The following is a 25,573-nucleotide window of genomic DNA, read 5'->3' as shown; positions in this document are numbered from 1 at the left end:
CCGCACGTCCGCGGCTAGCGCTTGGCGAGGCCCGTCAGGGCGTCGCGGAGCGCCGCGCGGGAGGTGATGCCGAGTTTGGGGAAGACCCGGCCCAGATGGCCACCGACGGTGCGGGGGGAGAGGTAGAGCCGCTCGGCGATCTGCTTGTTGGTCAGGCCGGAGGCCGCGAGATGGGCGATCTCGACCTCCTGCGGGGTGAGGCCGACCGACTCCGGCCCGTCGGCCCGCTTGACCATCCATCCAGTCGCCTGCAGCGCGCGCCTCGCCCGGTCCGCCCACGGCCGTGCGCCGAGTTGCTCGAAGGTCGCCAGGGCCGCGCTCAGTGACGCCCTGGCGTCGGTGGTCGACCGCGCCTTGCGCAGGCGTTCGCCGTAGGCCAGGGTCACGCGTGCCAGGTCGAAGGGCCACTGCTGGAGGCCGGGGTGCGACAGGGCCCGCTCGAAGTGCCCGATCGCCTCCTCGTCCGCCTCGGCGGCCGTCGCGGCCGAAGCGTCGACGAGCATGGCCCTGCGCGGGGACAGCGCCGCGATCCCGGCCTGCCGGACGGCGGTCACGTGGGCGGCCGCCTCCGCCTGCCGCTGGGTGCGCACGGCCGCCTCCACCACGTCCCCGGCCACCAGCAGCGCCACCGGGGTGTACGGGGCCAGTTCACCAGGTCGGCTGATGGCCGCCGCGTGCCGGTAGGCGCGTTCGAAGTCGCCCTCCGCCTGCGCGACGAGCACCCGGATGTGGTCCGCCAGGGTCACCAGATGCTGCGCGCCACGGGACGTCCCCCACAGGGCCATCGCGTCGGCTGCCTCCACCGCGAGGCCCGCTTCGCCGCGCGCCGCCGCGACGACCGCCTTGTAGTAGCGGAAGTACCAGGAGACGGCCTCGAAGGCGTGCTCCTTGCACAGGCGCAGTCCCTCGTCGGCAAGCTCCGTCGTGTCGTCCCACCGTCCCGCGAGGAACGCGTCCGTGCACAGGAGCGGCAGGGTGACGATCTGCCGGCGGCCCTGGGGCAGGACGCGCGATACGGCGTCACGCACCCCGGAGAGCCGGTCCGCGGCGATGCTCGCGGCGCCGATCCGGGTGATCCTCGACGGGGCCGTCTCCTGGGAAAGGCCCGCGATGAGTTCCTCCAGGTCCCCCAGTGCCGCCAGGGCGGTGCGTGCGGGATCGCCCTGGGTGGCGACGTTCACCCCCAGCAGGGGCGGCGCGTCGGGCCCGAGCCGGTCCAGGATCCGGTGGAGGGGCGCCCACAGCTCTTCACGGCCACCCAGGCAGCACAGCATCAACAACAGGTAGAGGGCCTCCTCGAGGGCCGGGTCGCAGACGCCGTAGGGATGGTCGCCGTTCTCGATCGCGCCGAGGAGTACCTGGTGGGCCGTGTCGATGTCCCCCTCGCCGTCGAGCAGCCGGTGGACCGTGACCGCCGCCGAGTAGAGGGAGGCGCGGGCGTCGGAACCAAAGCGCCGGGCGTCGTCAAGAAGGCGGGACGCCATCGTCAGCTCACCGGAGGCGTCCGCGCGTATGTACGCGGCGGTGGCCAGCCGGCGGCCACGGTCGGCCGCGCCGGGGCTCAGGTGCGCGGCCTTGGTGAGGGCCCGGATCGCGGCCATGGCGTCGCCGCGCCGCAGGACCCGGTGGGCGGTGCCCTCCAGCAACGCGGCGACGTGTTCGTCCTGTTCCACGCACGCCTCCCCCAAGTGCCACGCGCGCTGGTCGGGGCGGTCGTGCAGCACCTCGGCGAGTTCGCGGTGCACGGCACGGCGCTCCGCGGAGGTGGACGCGTCGACCACCGCGGCACGGAACAGCGGGTGCCGGAAGCTCACGCGGTGGTCGAACTCCTCGATCCGCACGAGGCCGTCACGCTCGGCGGCCTCCAGGTCCACCAGGTCGGCCCCGACGCCGAGCCGGTGCGCGGCGGTCTGCACGACGGCCAGGTCCCCCGTCCCCTCCAGCGCGGACACCAGCAGCAGACGGCGTGTCGCCGCGGGCAGCTCCGCCACGCACGAGCCGAAGACCTCGCGCAGGCGCCGCGTCAGCGGCAGCGCGGCCGGCGGCCGCTCCAGTCCGGCGCGCTGCGGCCCGGTCAGGGCCGCCGGCAACTCGACCAGGGCCAGCGGATTTCCCTGCGCCACCGCGACGACGCACTCCACGACCGGCCCGGCGAGGTCCGGATGGGACGAGCCGGCCAGGAGCCGCGACGCGCTCTCGTCCAGCGGCAGGACCTCGTGTCCGGTGCGTACGCCGTCCTCGACGGAGCTGCGACGACCCTTGCGGACGGCCGCCAGGAACCTGACGCGGCTTCCCGGGAGCCGGCGTGCGGCAAATCCCAGCACGGCCGCGCTCGCCGGGTCCACCGCATCGAGGTCGTCGACGACCAGCAGCACCGGCGTCGCGGTGGCCGCGTTGCGGAGCAGTACCAGGGCCGCGTTGGAGACCAGGAACCGCTCGGGCGGGGGTCCCTCCCCGAAGCCCAGGGCCACCCGCAGTGCCTCGCGGTGCGCCCCGTCCAGGGCTTGCGGATCCTCCTCCCACAGCGGGAAGAGCAGCTGGTTGAGTGCCGCGTACTCCACGTCGCTCTCGGACCGCGTGCCCGCCGCCCGCAGCACCCTGGCACCGGCTGCCAGTGCCCTCTGGGCGAGATGGCCGAGCAGCGCCGTCTTGCCCACCCCGGGCTCACCGGACAGCAGCACCGCGCCACCGGAATCGACGGAGCCGAGCAGACCCTCGATCCGGTCCACGTCCCCCGCGCGTCCGACCAGCCCCTGGCGCGTTCCACCGCCGACGTCGGCGGTGTACACGGAGGTTTGCATCGGAGTTTCCGGCTCTCTGGTTCCGGGGCTGGGCTCAAGCATTCTCACACGGCACGGGCGGCGTACTCGTGCGGGCCACCGTGATATCCGACTCATGACCGCAGGAGAATTCACCTGCGGTATTTCCGATGGACGGTTCCCGGACCACTTCCGTCAAGGAGTGCAGGTCAACGACCCGGGAGCCACCGACTCAGGGCGTTGATGAGCCTTTCCAGCGCGGGCGGCCCGTCCGAGCGGTCCGTCATGACGGTGCGACCGCCGAATTCGAGGGTGTACTGGAACATGTCGTTTGCCGCCATGTTCATTGTGAAGTCCGGGACGTCTTCCAGCGCCGGGTCACCGAGCAGAAGCCGCAATTGCTCGAACCGGGCAGCACCGACCCGGCGCTGCACGGGTTCGCCCTTGCCCATCGTGAGGACGGTGCCGTCACCCCGGAGCGTCACCTGCTGGTGGACGCCTGCGAAGCCGCCGCTGACGGTCATCACCACCAGCTTCTGACGGGGTCCGCGGACGGGCACCGGTGACGGCGTGCGGCTCGGCGAGGGCGAGGCGGAGGCTGTGGCGGAGGGATGCGCGGACGGGAACGGGGAGCCGGACGACGAAGACGTGGCGGAAGCCGTCGCGGTGACCACGGCGACATCCGCCGGCTCCCCCGCAGTCTCGCCGATGGTGAGGGTGCAGCCCGTGGAGCCCAGCACCCCGGCGACGAGAACCGCCCCGGCCAGCACCGCCCTGTCCAGTGTCCTCACGGCTGTCTCCCCGCCAGTCGATCGCCCCAACTCCCGCCTGGATACCACGGAATCGCGCCTTCCGGCCCCGCTCCCCCGCCCCCGTGCCCCCCGGCGCGCCCGAGGCCCGTCACCCGGTCGGCCACTGAGGGCGCGTCAGATGGGACCCGGGGTGTTTCTTGCCGCGGGAGAACGGTGCAGTCCGCCCTCGAGGCCCCATGCTGGAGGTGATGCTGTGATCCGCCGAGTCGGCTTGGCGGCGCCGGCCGGACACCGTCCGAGGTGCGTGCACGTGTGGACGGCAGCCGCGGCCGTGGCTCTGACGTCCGGTGCCGTGACGGGAATGGCGCATGCGGGCAGCGGAGAGCGCGCCGCGACTCCCGTGCTCACGTCTCCGGTCGCCGCCCCGCAGAGCTCCGCTTTCCCGTGCTTCTTCGTCCCGGCCGTGCCCGGCTACTGCCCGCCGCGATTGGGCCGCCCCGGAACGCCCGGCCCGCCGGGACCCCCGCGTCCGGCCGGGCCTGCGGGCCCGACGGGCCCGGGCGGCCTGACTGGAGCTGCCGGGCCGTCAGGCGCGCCGGGCCCCACAGGGCCCGCGGGACCGTCAGGCGACCCCGGCTCCGTGGGGCCCACCGGGCCGCAGGGGCCACAAGGCCCGCAGGGAGACCCGGGATCCCTGGGTCCCACCGGGCCGCAGGGCCCGCGGGCCCGCCCGGGCCCAGCGCCGTTCACGGTCTGCGGCAATTCAGCGCCAGCGGAACCTTCGTTCCGCCCGACGGGGTCACCACCGCCTTCCTCCAGCTGTGGGGCGCCGGTGGTGGCGGTGCCGGAGTGAGGCCGAACGGCAGCAACGGCACCGGTGGGGGCGGCGGCGGCTTCGTCTGGTGCACCGTCCAGGTACAGCCGGGGCAACCTCACACGGTCACCATCGGCGAGGGCGGGGCCGGCGGCCCCGCCAATACCGCAGGCACCCAAGGCGGACTCTCGCTCCTGTCCGCCCCTCCCGACAACCTCGCGCGGTCGCGCTCGCCACGGGCGGCTCCGGTGGACCCGCTTCCTCCATCGGAAGTGGCGCGCCGGGCATCGGTCTCTGCGGTCCACCCCTCAACCCGGACGCCGTCTCCCGCTCAGGCGGACCGGGCCTGAACACCGGCCAGGGCGGCCCCGCGACGAACGGCATCGTCACGCCGCCCGTGGGATTGTCGCTCATCGGCCAGCCACCGATCGGGGATTCGGGTTCGGGTGGCGACGGCGGCACCACGACAAGTCCTGCGGGCAGGCCCGGTGGGGCCGGATACATGGTCATCTGGTGGTGAGCGGGCCCCACCCGTGGCAGGCCCGGCGCGCCGCATGACGCGCCGGGCCCCGGCTCAGGAGGCCGCAGCCCCCGGAACGGAGACGAGCGGGAGAAGACCTCAGGCGTCGGCCAACTCGGCGTTCGCACGCTCCGTGATCAGTGTCAGCACCCGACCCGCGACAGCGAGGTCCTCGGCGGGGATACCGGCGTACAGCCGGGCGGAGATCCCGGCGGTCTCCGTGGTGGTGCTCTCGTGCAACTCCCGTCCGGCGTCCGTGAGCCGCATCCGGGACGCGTCTGCCGGGTCTTCCTCCAGCAGCATTGCGGCGGTCAGCTCCTCGATCACGCCGCACACGACCGGCACGTCGGTCTTGAGCGAACCGACGACGTCGCCGACGAGCTCGTCCCGGCCGATGGCCCCGCCCGCGGAAACGACGACCCGGAGCGTCACACTCTGGTGGAACGTGGCGCCGTGGCGGGTCAGCACGCCCTCCAGGAGGGCGCGCGCGGCGTGGTGCGCAAGGGCGATGACCCGGCCGTTGGCGGTGGGTGCGGGTGCGGTGGTGGTCATGACTGCTCCTCGTCGTTCTCGGTGTACGGATCAAGAGGTGCGTCGATCAGGGTCGCCAGCTCGCGGGTGAACTGCCGCGTGCGCGGGCTGTCCTGCCCCCCGAGCGGCTCCAGCAACTGGTCCAGCAGGCCCTGGACCACGCCGATCGCGCGTCGCGTGACGTCGCGCCCCTGCTCGGTCAGCGACAGCTGCATGGCGCGCGGGTCGCTCGGGTCCCGGGTGCGGTCGACGAGCCCGGCGGTCTCCAGGGCGCGGGCGAGCTTGGAGACGTACAGCGGTTCGAGGCCGGTGTGGTCGGCGAGCCGGCGCTGGCTGGGCCGCAGCCCGGAACGCGACATGCCGTACAGGGAGGCCATCACCGCGTACTGGGCGTGGGTCAGGCCCAGTGGTGCGACCGCCCGGTCGACGGCCACCCGCCATCTCATCGACAGGCGCCAGACCAGGTATCCCGGCGTGGCGCTCTCAGTTGCTGGACTCACGCCAAATACCGTACATGGCTACTATGTACATGGCTACTGAATTTCCGACTTCCGAAGCGGTTCTGCCCGCGCCCTACGCCCGGTTCTGCCCGAGTCCGGCTCGGTGACGCCCACTTCGTGCACCCGGACTTGCCGATGTCTTGACGATACGTTCCATGGCCATTCAACCGAGCGTCCCCGGCGGGGGTGTGCGCCCTCCCTAAGGTCCTTGAGCGTTGCGGAAGAAGGGACTCATGGACACACTCCTCGCAGTCCGTGCTCGCGGAATCGCCAAGTACTTCGGGGACGTCGTCGCACTCGACGGCGTCGACCTCGACGTGACGCAGGGACAGATCCACGGCCTGGTCGGACCGAACGGCGCAGGCAAGACCACGTTGCTCGGCCTCCTGCTGGGCTTGGCGGTCGCCGACAGCGGCAGCCTCGGGATCCTGGGCACTCCGGTCGGGCGGGCGCTCGCCGCGCCCGACGGCGTCGCCGGCTTCGTGGACGGGCCCGGCCTCTATCCGTCACTCACCGCCCGGCAGAACCTCGCCGCGCTGGCCGCCCTCCGCGGGCAGGACGCGCGCACGGCCGGGATCGACGACGTACTGGCCCAGGTGGGACTCACGGACGTCGCGGACGACCGGGCCCGCGGGTTCTCGCTCGGCATGCGCCAGCGGCTCGGGCTCGCCGCCGCCCTGCTCACCAAACCCCGGCTGCTCGTGCTCGACGAACCGTCCAACGGCCTGGATCCGGCGGGCAAGAAGCACGTGCACGGGGTCCTGACCCGGCTCGCCGAAGAGGGGACCGCCGTCGTGCTGTCGAGCCACCGCATGGACGACCTGGAGGCACTGTGCTCCGAGGTCACCATCCTGGCCACCGGACGGGTCGTCTTCTCGGGCCCGCTGGGCAAGCTGGCCGCCGAGAACCGTGAACTCGACTACCGGCTGCTCACCTCCGACCCGGAGGCCGCCCGCGAACTGGCCCTCGGCACGACCGGAATCCGCGTCGTCGACGACGCCGGCGTACGGAACGACGCCGACCTCCTGGTCGTGCGCGCTCTGGTGCCGGCCCTCGACGAACTCGTGGTGGGGATCGTTCGGGCGGGCATCGCACTGCGTGAGCTCGCACCCGTCGTCTCGCCGCTCGAGGCGGCGTTCCTCGCCCTCACCCAGCAGCAGGAGGCCGGCCGATGACCGCGACCGTCGTCGCCGACAACGTTGTCCCCGTCCGTCGCGTCCCGGTTTCGCGCGGCTACCGCTTCGAGCTGGTCAAGCTGGTGTCGCAATGGCGGATCCGCCTGCTGGTCCTGGCCTGCTGGATCGCGCCGGCGCTCTTCGTCGCCGCGGTGAGCCGGCAGAGCACGCTCCCCGTCGACACCCTCTTCGGCCGCTGGATGCACGCGACGGGGTGGGCCGGACCGCTGGTGATGCTCGGTTTCGCGGGCACCTGGGCCCTCCCGCTGCTGACCTCGGTCGTCGCCGGCGACGTCTTCGCCTCCGAGGACCGGCTCGGCACCTGGCGGCACCTGCTGGTGGCGGTCCGCTCAGCCCGGCGGATCTTCGTGGCGAAGGCGCTGGCCAGCCTCACCGTCCTGCTGCTGCTCGTGGCCGGGATGGCCTGCTCCAGCGCGGTCGGCGGGGTCGTGGCGGTCGGCAACCAGCCGCTGGTCGGCCTCGACGGCCACCTGCTGACGCCGTCCGACGCCGCCGGGCAGGTCCTGCTCGCCTGGCTCTGTGCACTCGCCCCGACGCTCGCCCTGGCCGGGATCGGCCTGCTCGGTTCCATCGCGCTCGGGCGCTCCCCGATGGGCCTGCTGCTGCCCGCGCTCGTCGCGCTCGCGATGCAGCTCGCGCAGATGATGCCGCTCCCCGTCGTCGTACGCCTGGCCCTGCCCGGCTACGCCTTCATCTCCTGGAACGGGCTGTTCGCCGGCCCCCAGCAGCTGGCACCGCTCCTCATCGGCATCGCGGTCAGCCTGCTGTGGTCCGTGACCACGACGGCCCTGGCCTACCTCCTCTTCCTGCGGCGCGACTTCACCAACCTGACCGATGACGGCTCCGCGCGCCGCGCGCTCCTCGCCGGCGCCCTGCCGCTGGCCGGGCTGCTCGCCGCGACGGTCGCCGTCCTCACCGCGACGACGACGGCCACGGGTTCCGGGGTCGAGCAGGACAAGGTGCAGCGCTCGGTCGCCACGGCCTTCGCTCACCTGTACCGCATGCAGACCGACCAGCTCCACCGTCCCGCCGTCACCGAAGCGCAGCTCAAGGCCACGGCGGCGTGCACCAAGGGCGGCGTCACGGCCGATGCCGAAGGGCCCGGCAACGACTGGCGCTGCGTCGTCTCCTGGCACCTTCCCGGCGTCACCGCCACGGGCCAGGCCATCTACCAACTCGACGTCACTCCGGACGGGCGGTACGTCGCCGACGGCGACGGACCGAAGGAAGTCAACGGCTACTTCCTGGTGCGGACCCCGGTGGGGGACGCGCCGGACCCGCTCTGGCAGTTCGACGGCAACGTCGAACTGCTTGCCACCTCCCCGAAGGGATAACTCACCATGCAGGTCACACGTCGCCGCCGCGCGGGCGCCGAGAGGGATACCCATGCCCTCCCCGGCCGATGGTTCGGCAGCCGCAGAAGCCTCACGCTGGCCGCCGCGACCGCTGTCGTCCTCGCCACCGGTACCGGGATCGGGTTCGCCCAGACCACCCAGTTCGGCCACGACCAGGTCGGCCAGGTCACCGGCCGGGGGCAGGTCGTCTCGAGCGACCAGTACATCGCCCCGTACGGTGAGCACCTCGTCATCGACAACGGCAAGATCATGTCGTCCTCGGTCAGCCCGGACGGCACCCACCTCGCGGCCTCCGTCACCGACGGGGGCGTGGCGCTCGCCGTCGTGGACCTGAAGAGCTGGAAGGTCCAGCAGCTCGTCGGCAACTCCGCGTCCGCGGACCCGCGCATCGGCAGCAACAGCGTGGGCCAGGAGGGCCCCACGTACTCCCCCGACGGTTCGCAGCTGTGGCTGGGCCAGACCGACGGCTACACCCGCTTCACCGTGAACCCCGACGGCAGCCTCGCCAACCCGACGTCCGTCTCCGTCCCGGCGGACGGCTCCAAGCACGCCCTGGTGGGCGAGCCGGTGTTCTCCTCCGACGGCTCCACCGTGTACGCCGCGGTCAACGGCCAGAACCGCGTGGTCGCCATCGACACGGCTACCGCGACCGTCAAGCAGAGCTGGGCCGTGGGCAACGCCCCGCGCGACATGGTCGTGGTCGGCTCCAAGCTGTACGTCAGCAACGAGGGCGGGCGCCCGGCGAAGCCCGGCGAGACCACCATCAACTCGTACGGCACGCAGGTACCGGCCGACCCCAAGACCGGTGCCACCACCACCGGCACGGTCAGCGTCATCGACCTGGCCGACCCGGCGGCCGCCGTCGCGAGCATCGACGTGGGTCTGCACCCGACCGCCCTGTACGCCAAGAAGGGGGCGCTGTTCGTCACGGACACCGCCACCAACGACGTGTCGGTCATCGACACCCGCAAGAACAAGGTCGTACAGACCATCGCCACCCAGCCGTGGCCGGAGGCGTCGGTGGGCTACGAGCCCAACGCCGTCACGCTCACCGACGACGGCCACCTGCTGGTGACGCTGGGCCGCGCCAACGCGGTCGCCGTCTACCGGTACAACTCCCCGCAGGAGCCGGTCGGCTACGTCGGCCTGCTCCCGACGGACTACTTCCCCGCGGAGATCGCCACCGTAGGCGACCAGGTCGTGGTCTCCAACACCCGCGGCATCGACGCCCGCCGGCCCACCGGCAGCGCCGGGCACGGCACCCACGACACCACCTCGAGCGTGCAGCGGTTCAGGCTGCCGAGCGAGAAGGTCATCAAGTCCCAGACGGCCAAGGTCTTCCAGCAGAACGGCTGGACCAACGGCTCGGTCAAGCTCGCGAAGGACAAGGGCAAGGACAAGGGCCGCACGAAGCCGGTGGCCGTCCCGCAGCGGCTCGGCGACCCGTCGACGATCAAGCACGTCTTCATGATCGTCAAGGAGAACCGTACCTACGACCAGGTCTTCGGCGACGTCACGCAGGGCAACGGCGACCCGTCCCTCGCGGAGTTCGGCGAGAACGTGACGCCGAACCAGCACGCGCTGGCCCGGCAGTTCGGGCTGTACGACAACACGTACGACATCGGCACGAACTCCGCCGAGGGCCACAACTGGCTGATGCAGGCGGACAACCCGGAGTACACCGAGTCCTCGGCCGGAGAGTACGCGCGCAGCTACGACACCGAGGACGACGCCCTCGGCCACCAGCGCACCGGCTTCATCTGGACCGGCGCGCAGGCGCAGGGCAAGAGCGTGCGGGACTTCGGCGAGTTCCACCAGTTCCTGACCAAGCCGTCGGGCGCGACCTGGCAGAACCTTTACTGCGACACCAAGAACATGCAGGCCACCGGGCAGGACACCGCCTACAACCTGGTCTCGTCCTCGCCGATCCCGTCTCTGAACAGCGTTTCGGTGCCCGGCTTCCCGAAGTTCGACACCAGCGTCCCGGACGTCTACCGGGCGGAGATATGGAAGCAGGACTTCGAGAAGAACGGTCCGGCGAACCTGAACATGTTCTGGCTCTCCAGCGACCACACCGGCGGGCCCGCGGGCCCCGCCGCCCAGGTCGCCGACAACGACCTCGCGGTCGGCCGGATCGTCGACGAGATCTCGCACAGCACGTACTGGAAGGACTCCGCGATCTTCGTGGTCGAGGACGACTCCCAGGCCGGCCTCGACCACGTCGACGGCCACCGCGCCCCGATCCAGATCATCAGCCCCTGGGCCCGGCACGACACCGTCGACAGCCGCTACTACTCGCAGATCACGATGATCCGCACCATCGAGCAGATCCTCGGGATCCACCCGATGAACCAGAAGGACAGTGCGGCCACCCCGATGTTCGGGGCGTTCACCAAGAAGGCCGACTACACGCCCTTCACCGCGCTGCCCAACCGCACCCCGCTCACCGACGGCCTCAAGACCCCGCCCGCCTGCGGCCTGGACACCCCGGCGCCGCAGGACCCGAGCGCCGCGGCCGTCCCGACGACGAAGGTGCCTGCGGGCAAGAAGGCCCTCGCCGCGAAGTGGGAGGACTGGCAGTCCAAGCAGCGGCTGACCGGCCCCAACGCCAGGCCGGACTTCGCCAACCCCGCGCAGATGAACCACCTCACGTGGTACGAGACGCACCAGTGGACGACGCCGTACCCCGGCGAGGACAAGATCTTCGCCCCGGACGACGTCCCGGGCGCCTACATCCCGTCGGCGGAGAACGACGGCTGACGCCCGCTGATCACGGATGGGGGTCTCTGGCAGGCGGTGCCGCCGGCCAGAGACCCCCTGTGCGTCGACCTGCCGCGCTCCAGGCGGCCGTTCCGAGGACAGACCGAGCGCCACGAGATAATTGACTCGTCAAGGATTTGATACGCTCCGGAGGAAGACGGGCGGTCGCCTGACAACGGAGGCACGATGAGTTTCCTGCTGGACGAGAACGACCCCGACGACCCGACCTGGAACAGGCGCGGCGCGCTCTACGTGCCGTCGGGCCAGGGGCCGACCGTGTGGGCCGCGGACGACGTCTACACGGTCAAGGCCACGGGCGCGCAGACGAACGGGAACATCGGCTTCATCGAGGCCACCGTTCCGGCCGGTGGCGGCCCGGTGCCCCATGCGCACACGCAAGAGGACGAGACGTTCTACGTCCTCGACGGCGAGCTGGAGTTCGTGGACGGCGACCACGAGTTCACCGCCATGGCAGGGGACTTCATCCACGTGCCCAAGGGCATCCGGCACGGTTTCAAGAACAAGCGCATCCACGCGGCGCGCCTGCTCTTCATCTACACGCCGCCCGGCCTCGAACAGCTGATGCTGGACCACAGCACACCCGCCCGCCCCGGCGAGGCACCGCCGCCGGTCGACGAGGACATGGGCGCCCGCGCCGAGCAGGTCATCCGGCGCTCCAGGACGATCATGCTCCCGTAGGCCCTCAGCCGCGTCGGGTGAGGGCACCCGCCTCTGCGGCGGCGGTCACCGGGCGCGTGCGGCCGACCAGTAGGTGGCCGAGTGCTCGGTCAGCGTGAACCGCATCGGTGCGTCCATGGGTCCGACGCCAGTGTCCGGCGCACCAGCGGCAACCCGGCCGCGTCCGGGCGCCCCGCGGGCCTCGGAGCAGCCTCCAGGACCCGCGGGGGCGTGGCGCGGGGGCATTGATGCCGACGCGTCAGGCACACGGCCGCCGCCCCGTCACACTCTCGCGCGGACGAGGTCGATGAGCTTGGCCTCGGACTTCTTGTCGGCGTCCCGCTTGAGGGTGACGACCTGGATCGTGCACAGGCGGTCGTCGACGGTGAACGCGGTCATCATCGAGTTGTCGACGTCCTCCGAGCCGGCCGTCTTCGGGGAGCCGATGCTCAGGGTGACGGAGTGGTAGGTGTCGGGGTTCTCCCAGGTGCAGACGCTCTCCCCCACACCGGCGTCGGGGTGCCCGCCGTCGTTCTCGCCGATGAGCGGGGTGACCTCCTCGGGCTTGAGCAGGGTGCAGGCATCGACCTCCTTGCCGTCCTCCGGCGATCCGCCCGAGGCCGCTTCCTTCCCCTTGGCAGCGGAAGCAGGGCCGGACTGCGCGGGGGCCGCCTTCGCGCCGGTGTCCGACGAGCCGCAGGCGGTCGCAGTCGCGGCGAGGAGCACCAGGCCGACGATTGCCAGAGGTGAACGCATCACTGTTGGGTCCTCCGATGGTGGCGCGGCGGGCCGGAGGGGCACTCCGACCTCGTGTCCCGGCCCCGGAAGACGTCACCTCACGCCCGGCCAGTTGCGGACTCCTGTCACAGGGCGGCAACCGAATGTCATCGCCGTGCGACAGCCGTGTTCGCCGTGCCGGCGGCACGGCGAACACGGCCGCCCTTGCGGCGGCACCGCCTCACACGGACTCGGGCGCCTCCACGGGGTGCGCCGGCGGGGCGATGAGCGACGCCACGGGGTTCGTCACCGTGCGGCAGCGGGTCCAGCCCGCCGCCTCACCGTCGGTGGGCGAGGCGACCTCCGTGGGCTCCGTGGCGGGGGCGGTACCGAGCAGCCCGCGGTCCCGGCAGTAGTCGTCGTCGTAGATCGTGGAGAGGTAGCGGTGCGGCCCGTCGGGGAACACGGCCACGATGCGTGCCTCGGCGGAGTAGGTGCGGGCCGCCCATCCGGCGACGAGGGCGACGGCACCGACGCTCCAGCCGCCCGACGCGTAGTGGGAGCGGGCCAGGGCACGGCAGGTGTGCACGGCCTCGGCCGCGGCGACCCAGTGCACCTCGGTGAACTGCTCGTACGCCACGTTGCGCGAGTGGATGCTGCTGCCCAGGCCCCGGACGAGACGGGGCCTGACGGGCCGGCCGAAGGTGATCGAACCGACGGTGTCCACCCCGATCACGTGCAGGTCCGGGTTGACGGCGCGCAGCGTGCGGCTGATGCCCGCCGAGTGGCCGCCGGTGCCGACGCTGGTGACCAGGACGTCGACCCGGCCCAGTTGCTCGATCAGTTCCGCCGCCAGGGGCGTGTAGGCGTCGGCGTTGTCGGGGTTGTCGTACGGGTCGGCGCACCAGGCCCCCGGTTCGGCCGCCAGGAGTTCGGTCACGCGCCGGCGGCAGGCCTCCTGCCAGCCCTCGTAGGGGTGGGCGTCGCGGACGATGTCGAGACGGGCACCGCGTGAGCGCAGCAGGCGCTTCATGTCCGGCTCCAGGTCCGGATCGGTCACGAGCGTGACCGGGTGGCCGAAGACCCGTCCGGCGAGCACCAGTCCCAGGCCGAAGGCGCCGCTGGTGGACGCCACGACAGTCGCGCCGGGAAGGAGGTCGCCGCGCTCGCGTGCGCAGCCGACCATGTGGAGGGCGGAGCGGTCCTCGATGGCGCCTGGGTTGGCGCCTTCCAGCTTGGCCCAGAAGCCGCGTCCGGGAGAGGTGAGGGGGTGGGAGATCCACAGCAGGGGCGTGTCGCCGACCGCGGAGGCGAGGTCGTGGCCGGTGGTGGGCTCGTTCATGGTGTCCGCTTTCTGGAATCGGGAAGAGTGCCGTGCACGGCTCACCCACCGCCGGTGCGCACACGGGCAGGGATGAGGGACCGTCAGCCGGTCCGGGGGGCGTCTTCTAGATGCGCCAGAGGCAGAGGACGGACGGCGCCGCAGTCGCTATGCGGGCGTCGGGGGCCGGGTCGCTCCCCGGTGTGTTGTGCGAGGCGGGCACCTGTCCGGGCGCCGCTTCGGCGGCGCCGGTCTGCGCGGGGCCGGTACCGTGCTCGCGTGGTCCGGTGCGGGACCCCGGGAGCTCGGCGGAGCCCGGGGAGCAGTCCTCACCGGGGTGGTGGGGAGTGACGGGGTGCGGCCGCTCCTGCGCGTTCTTCAGATGAACGTGCGGGTGCGGGCAGCTGCGGGCGTGCGCGGGCGAGCCGGCCACGGTGAAGCAGAATGCGGCCAGCAGCGCAACGAGGAACGTCGGGCACGTTCCGCGGTGGCGGCCTCGCACAGGCCGCACATTACGCCATGGAACATCCCGGAACGCGCTCAGGCGTGCGGCGGTTTGCCGCTCAGATGGTGATCCGCGAGGTTGAGCACCTCGTCGACGAGCCTGCGCAGATGGCCGTCGGAGAGTGCGTAGATCACCCTGCGGCCCTCCTTGCGGGAGGAGACCAGGCCCGCGATCCGGAGTTTGGCCAGGTGCTGGCTGACGGCGGGACGTGCGGCGCCGACCCGCTCGGTCAGCGTGGAGACGTCCGCCTCGCCCCCGGTCAGCGTGTGCAGCAGGGCGAGGCGGGTGCGGTCCGCGAGGAGGCTCAGGAGCTCGGCCCCGCGGACGTAGTGCTCGGTGCCCGGTTCCCGCGGGTGCGCACCATGCGCAGGTGACAGGTGCATGCGTGCGTTCATATGCACATAATGGGGGGAAGGCTCAGCCCGTGTCCACCCACGACTCCCCGGAGGCGGTCCCATGAACGGCCGGCACACGCACCCCCAGCACGACCACGGCCACGGGCAGGAACACGGGCACGACCACGGGTACCCGCACGGCCACGGCCACGACCGCTCGGCAGGCCACGGCCCCCGGAGCCGGGCACGCCTGCGCCACCGGCTGGGACACCTCCTGCGCCCGCACTCGCACGAGTCCGCCGACAAGGTGGACAGGGCCCTGGAGTCCTCCGCCGAAGGCATGCGGGCCCTGTGGATCTCGCTCGCGGTCCTCGGCGTCACCGCGATCGCCCAGGCCGTGGTCGTCGTCCTGTCCGGTTCGGTAGCCCTCCTGGGCGACACCGTCCACAACGCGGCCGACGCCCTCACCGCCCTCCCGCTCGGCGTCGCGTTCGTCCTCGGGCGGCGGGCCGCCACGCGGCGCTTCACCTACGGCTACGGCCGGGCCGAGGACCTCGCCGGGATCGTCATCGTCCTCACCATCACCGCGTCCGCGGGCTTCGCCGCCTGGACCGCCGTCGACCGCCTCCTGCACCCGCGGGACGTCGCCTACCTGCCCGCCGTGGCCGTCGCGGCGGTGCTCGGCTTCATCGGCAACGAATGGGTGGCCCGCTACCGCATCCGCGTCGGACGCAAGATCGGCTCCGCCGCGCTCGTCGCCGACGGCCTCCACGCCCGCACCGACGGCTTCACCTCGCTGGCCGTGCTGCTCGGCGCCGCGGGCGCCGCGCTGGGCTGGCGCCTGGCGGACCCCATCGTGGGCCTGGCCATCACGGCGGCCATCCTGCTGGTGCTCCGCGACGCCGCGCGCGAGGTCTTCCGCCGCGTCATGGACGCCGTCGACCCGGCGCTGGTGGACGACGCCGAGCGCGCCCTGCGCGAGGTGCCCGGCGTCCGGGAGGTGGGCGAGCTGCGCCTGCGCTGGATCGGGCACCGGCTGCGCGCCGAGGTCGCCGTGGTCGTCGACGGGAACCTCACCGTGCGTCAGGCCCACCACACGGCTGTCGCGGCCGAGCACGCGCTGCTGCACGCGGTCCCCCGCCTGACCGCCGCCCTGGTCCACGCGGACCCCGCACCCGTCCCCGGTGCGGCCGACCCGCACGCCGAACTGGCCCATCACGCCGCCTGAGAGGCACGACCCGGCCCGCGGGCGCGCCCGGAGGACCCGATCGCGCTTCCTCCCTGACGGCACCCGCGGGCCGACCCGATGCGGCGTCAGCCCGCAGGACCCGAGGTGCCGGACACGTCCGGAAATGCCGCCGTCGCGCGCGCATTCGCCGTGACATTGCTGGGCATATCTTCCGATATGCATCAGATTCGACACCTTCGACTGGTTCCTCCACCCCGTGCGCATGAGTGCGGCGGCGGCTGTCACTGGGTGAGGTGGGCGCGTGGGCATAGTGGGGATGACCTTGACCGTCGTGATCCTCGTGCTCGCTGGAGCGGGGCGGCGGCTCCGCCGATACCCCGGCGGCTGGAGATTCGCGCTCTCCGGCCGTCATGAAGCCGACAGGGACGCCCTGGACCGCGCCCGGCGGGCCGTCCGCAAGCTGCGGCGCCGGGCGCGGCGCGAACTGGCAAGGGCGCGGGCGCAGGTGGCACGGGCCGATCGTGCCCACCGGCGTCGCGTCGGCGACGCCGAACGGCACCTCGCGCGGCTGCGCCGGCCCGGGAAGGGCGCCTTCGTCGCGGCACTCGGGAAAGTGTCCCTGCACGCGCACGTGATGGTCATATCCGGGCGGGAGACGAAGGTGCTGCAGCTGGACGGCCTGCAGGTGCGGTTCGAGCACAGCCCGACGGGCCATCACCTCTACCTCAGGCGGCCGGACGGGGTGCACCTGGAGTCCTACCCGCCCGGGGAGCACGGCGAGGACGGCGTGCGCCGCTTCAGCGTCCGCGTCGAGAACGCCGTCGCCAAGGAGAACAGGTTCCGCACGGAGCTCGCCACGGCCGTCAAGAAAGCGGAGGACGCCCTCAAGGCGGCGCACGCCGATACCGGTCCCGCTCAGGACGCCCGCAGGTGGCTGGGCATGCTGACCGCCCGCCAGATCCGCGACCCGGCACTCGCCGGAGCACTCGCGGGCCTGGAAGCCGCCCGGGACCGGTGGCAGGGGCTCACGGGGCGACGCCCTCCGCCGTAGGCGGGTGGAACGGCGCCCTCACCGCGGCGGGCGCTCCGGCCGCTGCGGCTCGACGGGCGACGTGAAGGCGTCCCAGTCGGCGCGGCCACCGGCCCCCATGACGGCGGTGGCGGACCCCAGTTCCGCACCTGAACGGGCCCGCAGCTCGCGCCGGGCCATCCACGAGACCACCGGGGGGAACAGCGGCCGCAGCGGCTGGCAGAAGCGCAGCCACGGTGGCGCGTACACATGGTGTGCGCGACGTGCGATGCCCGTGGCGAGCCAGTCGGCGACCTGGACGGGCGAGTGGACGCGCCGTGCGAACGACGGCTGGTTCTTCCGCAGGGCGCGCAGTACGGGGTGGTCGTCCAGATCGACGATCATGTCGGTGCCGGTCCAGTGGAGGTAGGCGATGCCGACGGTGACGCCGTCGGGCTCGACCTCGCCGCGCAGGGCCTGGGCGAAGGACTCGGCGCCGGCCTTGGAGGCGCAGTAGGCGCTCATCAGCGGGGCGGCGGAGAAGGCGGCGGTCGAGGCGATCTGCAGGAAGTAGCCGCGGGTCCGCGTGAGCTGGGGCAGGAAGGCCCTGGCCGTGTTCGCGGCCCCCACCAGGTTGACGTCGATGACGCGCTGCCAGAGTTCGGCTTCGGTGTGGGCGAAGGGCCCGCCGGCGGCGATGCCCGCGTTGGCCACCACCACGCTGGCGGGGCCGAGTTCCTCGTCCACCCGCCGGGCCGCGTCTTCGAGTGCCGGGCGGTCGGTGACGTCCGCCTCGACGAAGATGTTCGGGCGGGGCAGGGCGGCCGCCGCCTGACGCAGGGTCGCCTCCTCACGGCCCAGCAGCGCGACCCGCATGCCGGCTGACGACAGGTGCAGGGCGAGCGCCTCCCCGACTCCCCGGGCCGCGCCGGTGACGACGGCCACGCGCCCCTCCAGCGGGGCCGTCGCCCTGCGGTTGCGTACGCTGGTACCGGTCGTCATCAGGGGCACACCGTTCAATCCTGGTCCGGAAGCGGGGGCACCACCGAGTGAAGCCGAGGTTCGGGCCCGGGGTCGCGTGCCGCGTCGGACGGCCGCGGGGCGGCCACTCGAACGGAGGCCTGGACACGTGCGACGTACGCACACGGCGCCGGACGCACGCTGTCCCACGGCGGACGAGTCGAAGGAGAAGGCGATGAACACCCACCGGGCCGGCCGTACGGCCGTGCGCCGCGATGTGCACCGCAGCGGCCGTGTGTGGAGCGAGCACGCGCTCCGTGTCCTCGCCGACACCGGCACCGCCCTGGTGACCGCCTGTGCTCCCGGCGCGCAGACCCGCTGGCCCGTCGCCTACGCGCAGGCCCGCGCCACCGGCGACCGCACGGTGCGCACCGACGGGATCGACGCCCTCGCCACGGGACGGTGGGAGCTCACGCCCGGGCGGTGGCAGGAGACCGAGCTGCGGATGTGGAAGCCGCCCACCGCCTGGTTCAGCGTCAACGCCTTCTACACCGGGGCCGGGCTGCGGAACTGGTACGTGAACTTCGAGCGCCCCACGATCCGGACCGCCGACGGGTTCGACACCTTCGACCTCATCGTGGACCTGCTCGTCGCCCCCGACCTGAGCAGCTGGGAGTGGAAGGACGAGGACGAGTACGCCCACGTCCGCAGGCTCGGCGTCGTCACCGACACCGAGCACCGGGCCGTCGACGCGGCCCGCGAACAGGCGCTGGCGATGCTCGAGGAGCGTTCCGGACCGTTCGGCGAGGCCGCCACGTGGGCGGCATGGCGATGGGAACCGGCCTGGCCCACACCGCGCCTGCCGCTCGCCGTACCCCAACGCGCAGGCCGGGAAGGTCACTTGTAAGGAGCGCTCGCGGGGACGGGATCAACCCCGCACGGCCGCCGACCAGTCCCGGGAGGCGTCCGCGCCCCAGCTCGCCAGCAGACGCAGCGCCTCCTCCGACGCCGAACCCGGCTCGGCGTGGTAGGTCGACAGTGACTGCTCCTCGTCGCCGGGGAGCGCGAGGGTCTCGTAGCGGAGGGTGAGCGCGCCCGCCAGCGGGTGCAGCAGCCGCATCCCGCCGTGCGACTTCCGCTTGACGTCGTGGGCGGCCCACAGCGAGCGGAAGTCCGCACTCCTCATGGAGAGCTCCCCGACCAGCGCCGCGAGTGCCGGATCGTCGACGTGCCGGCCGGCGTCCATCCTCAGCTGGCCCACCACGTCGGCGGCCTTGGACTCCCAGTCGGCGAAGAGCCGCCGGGCCGCCGGGTCGAGGAAGGTGATCCTGGCCCAGTTCCGGTCCTCGGGGGCGCGCTCCGCCCAGTCGCCGAAGAGAGCGGACGCCGAGCGGTTCCACGCCAGCACGTCGGTGCGGCGGCCCCACACGTACGCGGGGACGCCCTCCAGGGCCGACAGCAGTTCCCGGAGCTCCGGCCGTACCTGCCGGCGCTCGGGCGCGGGCCGCGGCTTGCGCCGCTTCGGCTTCGCCAGGTGCAGCAGGTGGGCGTGCTCCGCCTCGGAGAGCCTGAGCGCCCGCGAGATCGCGCCCAGCACCTCCACGGACACGTTGCGGCCGTTGCCCTGCTCCAGGCGCGTGTAGTACGCCACGGACACCCCGGCGAGCTGTGCCAGCTCCTCGCGCCGCAGGCCCGGCACCCGGCGCCGGCCGTACTCGGCGAGCCCGATGTCGGCCGGCTTCAGCCGGGCCCTGCGGGTGCGCAGGAACTCGTTGAGCTCCGAGCGCGCGTCGAGGTGCCGCCCGGCGCCGGGTCCCGGACCGGGGTCCGGCCCGTCTCCCGGGCCGGTGCGGAGGTCGGGGTGGGTGGCCATGCGCTCCAGTATCACGCCGGATGCCGGGCGGAACCTGTCCCTGCCGGTGGTACTCACCCGGGACGTGGGCAGAGCGGGGCTCTGGGTGACGCCGTACGGCCGGAGCAGCCTGAACGAGCCCTGGAGACGACCACCCGGGGTCACGCCATCCCGGGGACACGCCCTCCGTTCCCGCTTCGGATCGCGTGCCGCTCGACCCGTCCGCCCGTGTGGCGTCGGGTCACACACAGCCCATGGACCACGAAGAATGACGGAAACGACCACCACAGGTCCGTCCACCCCAGCGCGCGGACGGGACCGCCTCCCCGGGAAGGCCCTCTTCGGCCTCTTCCTCAGCGGGTTCGTCGGCATCCTCACCGAGTGCCTGCCCGCCGGCCTGCTGCCGCAGATCAGCGGCACGCTCCACACGAGCGTCTCGCTCACCGGCCAGACCGTGACCATCTACGCCCTCGCCACCGCGATCGGGGCGATCCCGCTGACCCGGGCGATGGCGAGGTGGCCCCGCAAGAACGTGCTGCAGCTCGCGCTCGGCACGGTCGCCGTCGCCAACGCCCTCACGGCGCTGTCCGACGACTACGCGCAGACCCTCGTGATCCGCTTCGCCGCCGGCCTCGGCACCGGGCTCGTCTGGCCCCTCCTCGGCGGTTACGCCGCCCGGCTCGCCCCCGAGGGACGCCAGGGCCGCGCCATCGCCATCGCCCTTGCCGGAACCCCCGTGTCGCTGGCGCTGGGCGTCCCGCTGGGCACCTGGCTGGGCGCCCTCGGCGGGTGGCGGCTCGCCTTCCACGCGTCCGCCGCCCTGACCGCGCTGACCATGGTGTGGATCCTGGCGACGCTGCCGAACCTGCCCGGCCGGTCGGCCGACGAACGCTTCACGGTCCCGCAAGTCCTGCGCCTGCCGGGGCTGCGCACCATCCTGTTCGCCCTCGCCACGTACATGGTCGCCCACAACATCCTCTACACCTACGTCACCGACTTCCTCGGGTACCTGGGCATGGGCGGCCAGGCGGGATGGGTGCTGTTCGCCTTCGGCGTCACGTCCATCCTGAGCGTCCTCGTCGTCGGCACCCACATCGACCGGCACCTGCGCAGGCTCGTCGTGGGCAGCACCGCGCTGTTCGCGCTCACCGTGCTCGTGCTCGCGGTGTGCTCCGGCGTGCCCGCGCTGGTCTACGTCGCCGTCGCGGCGTGGGGCTTCGCCTTCGGCAGCTCCCCGAGCCTGTTCATCGGCGCCGCGATCAACGCGACGGGGGCGGCCGCCGACGTCGCGCAGTCGATCACGATCACGGTCTTCTCCTCGTCCATCGCCCTGGGCGGCCTCATCGGTGGCCTCCTGGTCGCGGACCTGGGGACCGCGTCGATCACCTGGGCGGCGCTGGCCCTCCTGGTCGCCGCCGCCGCGGCCGTGACCGGGGGCAGGAGGCACGCCTTCCCCGCGGGCGCCTGAAGCCGGGGGCCGGGGCCGGGCGGCCGACGCTGTGGCGGGGCGTACCGCGTACGCCCCGCCCGACGGTGACCGGGTCAGGCCCCGACGCGGGGCGGGGTCGGCGTCCCGTACACGCGCTTGGCGTGCGAGGCGTACAGGCGCGGGGCCAGCAGCGGCATGACCAGCCGGGGCGCCAGCGGGGCGTGCGAGAGGACCGCCTTGATCACCTCGGGGTCGCCCTCGTACATCACCATGCCGAAGGCCAGCGGCAAATCCTTCTTCGGGCTGTTGGCCATGCCGTGCTCACCGAGCTCCGCCCACTCCGCCGCGGTGATGAACTCCTCGGCCAGCGGGAGGATCTCCTTCTCCTCCAGGGCCATGTGCTCCAGGAGCCGGCTCAGCAGTTCTTCGAGGGCCGCGGCGAGGGCCTCGCCGTCCTGGGCGGTGGAGCGCCACCCCGCCAGGAGCGCGGTCACCCCGCTGAGGGCGGTGTCGATGCCGTGGTGCTGCGCCTCCATCGTGGGCACGATGGCCGCGGTCCGCTCACCGCCGCGCTCCAGGAGGCGCGGCCACACCACCTTGTCCTCGCCCTCGTGGTGCAGGTGCAGGATCAGGCACACCTTGTCGGCATGGTCCGCCACGATCCCGGCGCGCCGGGTGTCACCGGCCTCCACGTCCCGGACGAGTTGCGGGAGCAGGCGGAACTCCCGGCGCATCATCGTGTGCGCCATGAACATGTCGCGCACATCGGCCATGGTCTCGCTGACTGTCGGTACTGCTGCCACTGCTGGAGCCTCGATTGGTGGGGTGATCGCGGAAGGGAGCTTCGGATGCTGTCAGCGGCAGCGGCCTGCGCACATCGGGAGAATTCCCGATCCCGCGGCGGAGTCCGCGCCGCACGGCCGCCCGGCAGACGCCGGAGGGCGGTCGGGAGTTCTCCCGATGCCCGGGAGAGCCCGGCTGCGCCAGCATCGGAAGGGCTCCACCCCGGCGGTCCGTCGGAGCCGCGGATTCGCGGGGACCCCCGCCCGCGAACGCAGCACCCCGTGGTCGAGCCGGTCGGGGGCTCGCCACGGGGGTCGCTCCCGGCCCCACGGGCGGGGAAGGACCCGTACGTTGCTACCCTTCGGCGAGAATTGTCCGCATGACCACGACGGGGCACGCCGCCCCCGGTACCCGGTGGTCACCACCCACAGGTCCCCACAGGTCCCCTCGGATGAGCGCATCCCTCCCGGCACAGACCCGCGTCAGCCCCGTCTTCGTGGGCCGCGAGGCCGAGCTGGCCGAGCTGCTGCGGGCCGCCGGGGCCGCGGACGGCGGCGACCCCCAGGCCGTCCTCGTCCGGGGCGAGGCCGGAGTGGGCAAGACGAGGCTGGTCGGGGAGCTCCTGCGGTCGCTGGAGCCGAGGGCGGCCGTCGCGGCGGTCGGTGGCTGCGTCGAGGTCGGCGGCGACGGCCTGCCCTTCGCCGCGTTCTCCGAGGCCCTGCGCGTGCTGTGGCAGCGACTGCCCGACGAGGTGCGCGCGGCGAGCGCGGGCCATGAGGACCTCCTCGCCCGGATCCTGCCCGACCCGGGCGGCGTGACGCCCGTCGACCACCGGGACGACGACGTGACGCGGCTGTTCGAGCTCACCATCCGCGTCCTGGAGCGCCTCGCCTCGGACCGCCTGGTCGTGCTCGTCATCGAGGACCTGCACTGGGCCGACGCCTCCACCCGCAACCTGCTGGGTTACCTGTTCCGCACCAGGCGCCGCGGCAGGCTGCTGCTCGTGGGGACCTACCGGTCCGACGACGTCGACCCCCGGCACCCGCTGCGCCCGCTGCTCGCGGAGCTGGGCCGGCTCAGATCCGTACGCCGTGTGGCGCTCCCCCGGTTCACCCGGGGCGAGGTCGGCGGACAGCTCACCGGCATCCTCGGGGCGCCACCGGACCCGGCGGTCCTCGACGACGTCTTCGCCCGCTCCGACGGCAACGCCTTCTTCGTCGAGGAGCTCGCCGGCGCCGGCCGGGAGCGACCGGGCCCGGGGCTCCACGACCTCCAGGAGCTCCACGACGTGCTGCTGACCAGGCTGGAGGCGTTGCCGGAGACCAGCCGGCGCATCCTGCGCACGGCCGCCGAGGGCGGGACGGTGACCGGGTACGCACTGCTGCGGGAGGTGGCGGGGCTGCCCGAGGACGAGCTGATCGAGGGACTGCGCGCGGCCGTCCTCGCCCACGTCCTCGTCCCCGAACCGGGCGGCGCGGACTACCGGTTCCGGCACTCGCTGGTGCGCGAGACCGTCAGCGAGACCCTGCTGCCGGGCGAACGCGCGCTGATCAACCGCCGGTACGCGCAGGCGCTGGAGGCCGACCCCACGCTCGTGCCCGCCGTGGAACTGTCCTGCCGTCTGGCCCGCCACTGGCACGCCGCGCAGGACTCCGTGAAGGCCCTGCGGATGAGCGTCGCGGCGGCCGAGGAAGCGCGTCACTGCTACGCCTACGCCGAGCAGCTGTGGCACCTGGAACGGGCGCTCCAGCTGTGGGACCGGGTCCCGGACGAGGCCCGTGCGGCCCTGCCCGCCCCGCGCTGCCCGCAGACGTACCCGCGCGGTGGCGCCGGGCACGCGGGGCCCGGGCTCGACGGGACCGGGCCCGCCGCGCCCCGGCTCGACGGGAACGGACGCCTCCGCCTGGAGCTGCTCGCGACCGCCACCGTCGCCGCGCTGCACAGCGGCAGCCTCGACACGGCACTGCGCCTGGCCGACGCCGCCCTGGAGGGCCTTCCGCCGGAGGACGAGCCGCACCGGCTGCGCGCCGCGTGGTTCCGCACCCAGCGGTCCCGGCTGATCCAGGGGCTGAACCGCGGCGACGGATGGCAGGACCTCGAGACGGCGCGGAAACTGGTCGACGGGCTGGCCCCGTCGCCGGTGCACGCCGACGTCCTGGTCCACATCGCCAACTGGAGCGCCGTCCACCGCCCCGGTACGGACCACCGGGCCGCCACCGACGAGGCCGTGCGGTACGCGGCCTCCGTGGGCGCCGAGGCACTGGAACTGCACGCCCGCATGACCAGGTGCCTGCTGGACGCCGGGACCGACCGCGAGGGCGCCGGCATCACCGAGCTGTACGAGGTCAGACGGCGGGCGGAGGAACTGGGCGAACTCGGCATCGCCGGGCGGGCGAACCAGAACCTGCCGTCGATCCTGGAGGGCATGGGCCGTTCCGAGGAGGCCGTCGCGGCCGCGGACCACGGCATCGCGCTGTGCCGCTCGCTTGGGCTGGCCGACCACGAAGCATGGGTGCACTCCAACAGGGCGATCAGCCTCTTCTCCCTGGGCCGTTGGGCGGAGTCCGAGGCGGCCCTCGACGAGGCCGCCTCGGTCGCCCGGTCGCACCTGCCGCGCTGGACGTTCGCGGCCCGCCGCGCGTACCACCTGCTCCACCGCGGTGACGCGGACGGGGCCGCCCGGCAGTTGGCGCTCGCCGAGCGACTGCGCGGCACCGAGCGGCTGCGGGCCGAGCTCCTCGTCGCCCTCAGCCACTGCACGATGGAGATCGCGGCCGCCCAGGGCCGTCTCGCGGACGCCCGGGCCGAGTTCCTGCGGGCCGACGCCGCGGGCCTGACGACCGGACCCGTCCGCTGGTCGCTGCCACTGCTGCGCACCGCGGCGGCGGTCGAGGCCGAGGCCCGTCGGTCCGCCGCCCTCGGCGGGGCCTCGCCCGAGGTCCTCGCCGCGGTACGCCGCGCCGCCGGCCGGATCGACGTCGTCTTCCCCGTCTGGGCGGCGTACGAGCGGCTGCTCCACGCGGAGTTGGGACGCGCCGAGGGAGCCGACGACCCGGCCCTGTGGTCGAAGGCCGTGGCCGACTTCACGGCGGCCGAGCGTCCCTACGAGACGGCGGCGGCACTCCTCGGCGAGGGACGCGCCCTGCTCACCACCCACCGGCACCGCGCCGCGGCACTCGACCGGCTCGGCCGGGCACGGCGCATCGCCACCGGCCTCGGGGCGGGCCTGCTCCTCGCGGACGTCGAAGCGGTGACGCGCCGGGCCGGCACGCGCCCGGCGGACGAACAGGCCCCGCCCGCGACCGCCGCCACCGCGGCGGAACCGGCGACGCCCTTCGGGCTCACCCCGCGCGAGTCGGAGGTGCTGGGGCTGGTCGCGAGGGGGTACAGCAACCGCCGGATCTCCGAAGAGCTCCACATCTCGCAGAAGACGACGAGCACGCACGTCTCCAGCATCCTGGCCAAGCTGGGCGCCTCCAGCCGCACCGAGGCCGCGGCGATGGCGCACCGCCACGGGCTCCCGTCCTCCCCCTGACGGATCCCGCATTCGGGAATTCTCCCGATGCCCGGGGCGACTCCGGCCTGCCAGCATCGGGCCCGACGTCACA

At 73.1% G+C, this 25,573-nt stretch carries 21 protein-coding genes; 10 read left to right on the top strand and 11 right to left on the bottom strand.

Annotation, left to right across the window (positions count from 1 at the left end; genetic code table 11):
* Positions 1 to 14: 14 nt before the first annotated feature.
* Both PV410_RS22475 and PV410_RS22470 read right to left on the bottom strand, forming a co-directional pair.
* Positions 15 to 2,801, bottom strand: coding sequence for an ATP-binding protein (locus tag PV410_RS22475; protein WP_500327124.1), 2,787 nt, complete (start codon positions 2,799 to 2,801; stop codon positions 15 to 17).
* Positions 2,802 to 2,968: 167 nt separating this feature from the next.
* Positions 2,969 to 3,550: a hypothetical protein gene (locus PV410_RS22470; RefSeq protein WP_500327122.1), complete on the bottom strand. Its 582-nt coding sequence runs from the start codon at positions 3,548 to 3,550 to the stop codon at positions 2,969 to 2,971.
* Between the two features lie 261 nt (positions 3,551 to 3,811).
* Here PV410_RS22470 and PV410_RS22465 point away from each other — a divergent pair, with 261 nt between their 5' ends.
* A complete protein-coding gene (locus tag PV410_RS22465) occupies positions 3,812 to 4,675 on the top strand; it encodes a glycine-rich domain-containing protein (RefSeq protein WP_500327120.1) in 864 nt (287 codons plus the stop codon).
* Between the two features lie 269 nt (positions 4,676 to 4,944).
* Here the strand turns inward: PV410_RS22465 and PV410_RS22460 are convergent, their stop codons facing one another.
* Complete coding sequence (locus tag PV410_RS22460; RefSeq protein WP_500327119.1) at positions 4,945 to 5,397, bottom strand: winged helix DNA-binding protein; 453 nt, start codon at positions 5,395 to 5,397, stop codon at positions 4,945 to 4,947.
* A complete protein-coding gene (locus tag PV410_RS22455) occupies positions 5,394 to 5,876 on the bottom strand; it encodes a MarR family winged helix-turn-helix transcriptional regulator (RefSeq protein WP_500327117.1) in 483 nt (160 codons plus the stop codon). Before PV410_RS22455 ends, PV410_RS22460 begins: the two co-directional genes overlap by 4 nt.
* Before the next feature lie 233 nt (positions 5,877 to 6,109).
* Between PV410_RS22455 and PV410_RS22450 the strand changes: the two genes are divergently transcribed.
* The 4 genes from PV410_RS22450 to PV410_RS22435 all read left to right on the top strand — a co-directional run bounded on the left by PV410_RS22450 (position 6,110) and on the right by PV410_RS22435 (position 11,886).
* Positions 6,110 to 7,051: an ABC transporter ATP-binding protein gene (locus tag PV410_RS22450; RefSeq protein ID WP_500327115.1), complete on the top strand. Its 942-nt coding sequence runs from the start codon at positions 6,110 to 6,112 to the stop codon at positions 7,049 to 7,051.
* On the top strand, positions 7,048 to 8,406 hold the full coding sequence (locus tag PV410_RS22445; protein WP_500327113.1) for an ABC-2 transporter permease family protein: 1,359 nt from the start codon (positions 7,048 to 7,050) through the stop codon (positions 8,404 to 8,406). The genes PV410_RS22450 and PV410_RS22445 overlap by 4 nt, the downstream gene beginning before the upstream one ends.
* A gap of 6 nt (positions 8,407 to 8,412) precedes the next feature.
* A complete protein-coding gene (locus PV410_RS22440; protein WP_500327111.1) occupies positions 8,413 to 11,187 on the top strand; it encodes a bifunctional YncE family protein/alkaline phosphatase family protein in 2,775 nt (924 codons plus the stop codon).
* Between the two features lie 186 nt (positions 11,188 to 11,373).
* Positions 11,374 to 11,886, top strand: coding sequence for a cupin domain-containing protein (locus PV410_RS22435; RefSeq protein ID WP_500327109.1), 513 nt, complete (start codon positions 11,374 to 11,376; stop codon positions 11,884 to 11,886).
* 261 nt (positions 11,887 to 12,147) lie between these two features.
* Here PV410_RS22435 and PV410_RS22430 read toward each other — a convergent pair whose 3' ends face one another.
* The 4 genes from PV410_RS22430 to PV410_RS22415 form a co-directional block, all read right to left on the bottom strand.
* Complete coding sequence (locus tag PV410_RS22430) at positions 12,148 to 12,621, bottom strand: DUF3558 family protein (protein ID WP_500327107.1); 474 nt, start codon at positions 12,619 to 12,621, stop codon at positions 12,148 to 12,150.
* A 202-nt stretch (positions 12,622 to 12,823) separates the two neighbouring features.
* Positions 12,824 to 13,924, bottom strand: coding sequence for a PLP-dependent cysteine synthase family protein (locus PV410_RS22425; protein WP_500327105.1), 1,101 nt, complete (start codon positions 13,922 to 13,924; stop codon positions 12,824 to 12,826).
* A gap of 106 nt (positions 13,925 to 14,030) precedes the next feature.
* Positions 14,031 to 14,336 carry a hypothetical protein gene (locus PV410_RS22420; RefSeq protein WP_500327104.1) on the bottom strand — a complete coding sequence of 102 codons (306 nt, stop codon included), beginning with the start codon at positions 14,334 to 14,336 and terminating at the stop codon, positions 14,031 to 14,033.
* Positions 14,337 to 14,443: 107 nt separating this feature from the next.
* Positions 14,444 to 14,803 carry an ArsR/SmtB family transcription factor gene (locus tag PV410_RS22415; RefSeq protein ID WP_500327102.1) on the bottom strand — a complete coding sequence of 120 codons (360 nt, stop codon included), beginning with the start codon at positions 14,801 to 14,803 and terminating at the stop codon, positions 14,444 to 14,446.
* Positions 14,804 to 14,864: 61 nt separating this feature from the next.
* Here PV410_RS22415 and PV410_RS22410 point away from each other — a divergent pair, with 61 nt between their 5' ends.
* Together PV410_RS22410 and PV410_RS22405 are read left to right on the top strand one after the other, a co-directional pair.
* The gene (locus PV410_RS22410; protein WP_500327100.1) at positions 14,865 to 15,971 is read left to right on the top strand and encodes a cation diffusion facilitator family transporter; all 1,107 of its coding nucleotides are present in this window, start codon (positions 14,865 to 14,867) and stop codon (positions 15,969 to 15,971) included.
* Between the two features lie 277 nt (positions 15,972 to 16,248).
* Positions 16,249 to 16,983 (top strand): hypothetical protein, encoded by a 735-nt coding sequence (locus tag PV410_RS22405; protein WP_500327099.1) that lies wholly within the window; start codon positions 16,249 to 16,251, stop codon positions 16,981 to 16,983.
* Between the two features lie 18 nt (positions 16,984 to 17,001).
* On the opposite strand, the gene PV410_RS22400 is transcribed toward PV410_RS22405, so the two are convergent.
* Positions 17,002 to 17,943 (bottom strand): SDR family oxidoreductase, encoded by a 942-nt coding sequence (locus PV410_RS22400; RefSeq protein WP_500327097.1) that lies wholly within the window; start codon positions 17,941 to 17,943, stop codon positions 17,002 to 17,004.
* A gap of 193 nt (positions 17,944 to 18,136) precedes the next feature.
* Here PV410_RS22400 and PV410_RS22395 point away from each other — a divergent pair, with 193 nt between their 5' ends.
* Entirely contained in the window at positions 18,137 to 18,808 is a 672-nt protein-coding gene (locus PV410_RS22395; protein WP_500327095.1) for a ribonuclease FAU-1 family protein, read from the top strand.
* 21 nt (positions 18,809 to 18,829) lie between these two features.
* Here the strand turns inward: PV410_RS22395 and PV410_RS22390 are convergent, their stop codons facing one another.
* Positions 18,830 to 19,774, bottom strand: coding sequence for a helix-turn-helix domain-containing protein (locus PV410_RS22390; protein WP_500327094.1), 945 nt, complete (start codon positions 19,772 to 19,774; stop codon positions 18,830 to 18,832).
* 247 nt (positions 19,775 to 20,021) lie between these two features.
* Between PV410_RS22390 and PV410_RS22385 the strand changes: the two genes are divergently transcribed.
* Positions 20,022 to 21,221 carry an MFS transporter gene (locus tag PV410_RS22385; protein WP_500327092.1) on the top strand — a complete coding sequence of 400 codons (1,200 nt, stop codon included), beginning with the start codon at positions 20,022 to 20,024 and terminating at the stop codon, positions 21,219 to 21,221.
* 74 nt (positions 21,222 to 21,295) lie between these two features.
* Here the strand turns inward: PV410_RS22385 and PV410_RS22380 are convergent, their stop codons facing one another.
* The gene (locus PV410_RS22380) at positions 21,296 to 21,985 is read right to left on the bottom strand and encodes a hemerythrin domain-containing protein (protein ID WP_500327090.1); all 690 of its coding nucleotides are present in this window, start codon (positions 21,983 to 21,985) and stop codon (positions 21,296 to 21,298) included.
* Between the two features lie 431 nt (positions 21,986 to 22,416).
* Here PV410_RS22380 and PV410_RS22375 point away from each other — a divergent pair, with 431 nt between their 5' ends.
* Complete coding sequence (locus PV410_RS22375) at positions 22,417 to 25,500, top strand: helix-turn-helix transcriptional regulator (protein ID WP_500327088.1); 3,084 nt, start codon at positions 22,417 to 22,419, stop codon at positions 25,498 to 25,500.
* Positions 25,501 to 25,573: the final 73 nt, after the last annotated feature.

Origin of the sequence: Streptomyces sp. PA03-5A (assembly GCF_033792725.1) — a bacterium.
Taxonomy (GTDB): Bacteria; Actinomycetota; Actinomycetes; order Streptomycetales; family Streptomycetaceae; genus Actinacidiphila.
Note: the sequence above shows the minus strand (reverse complement) of the source record. Positions and strands in the feature narration are given on the sequence as shown.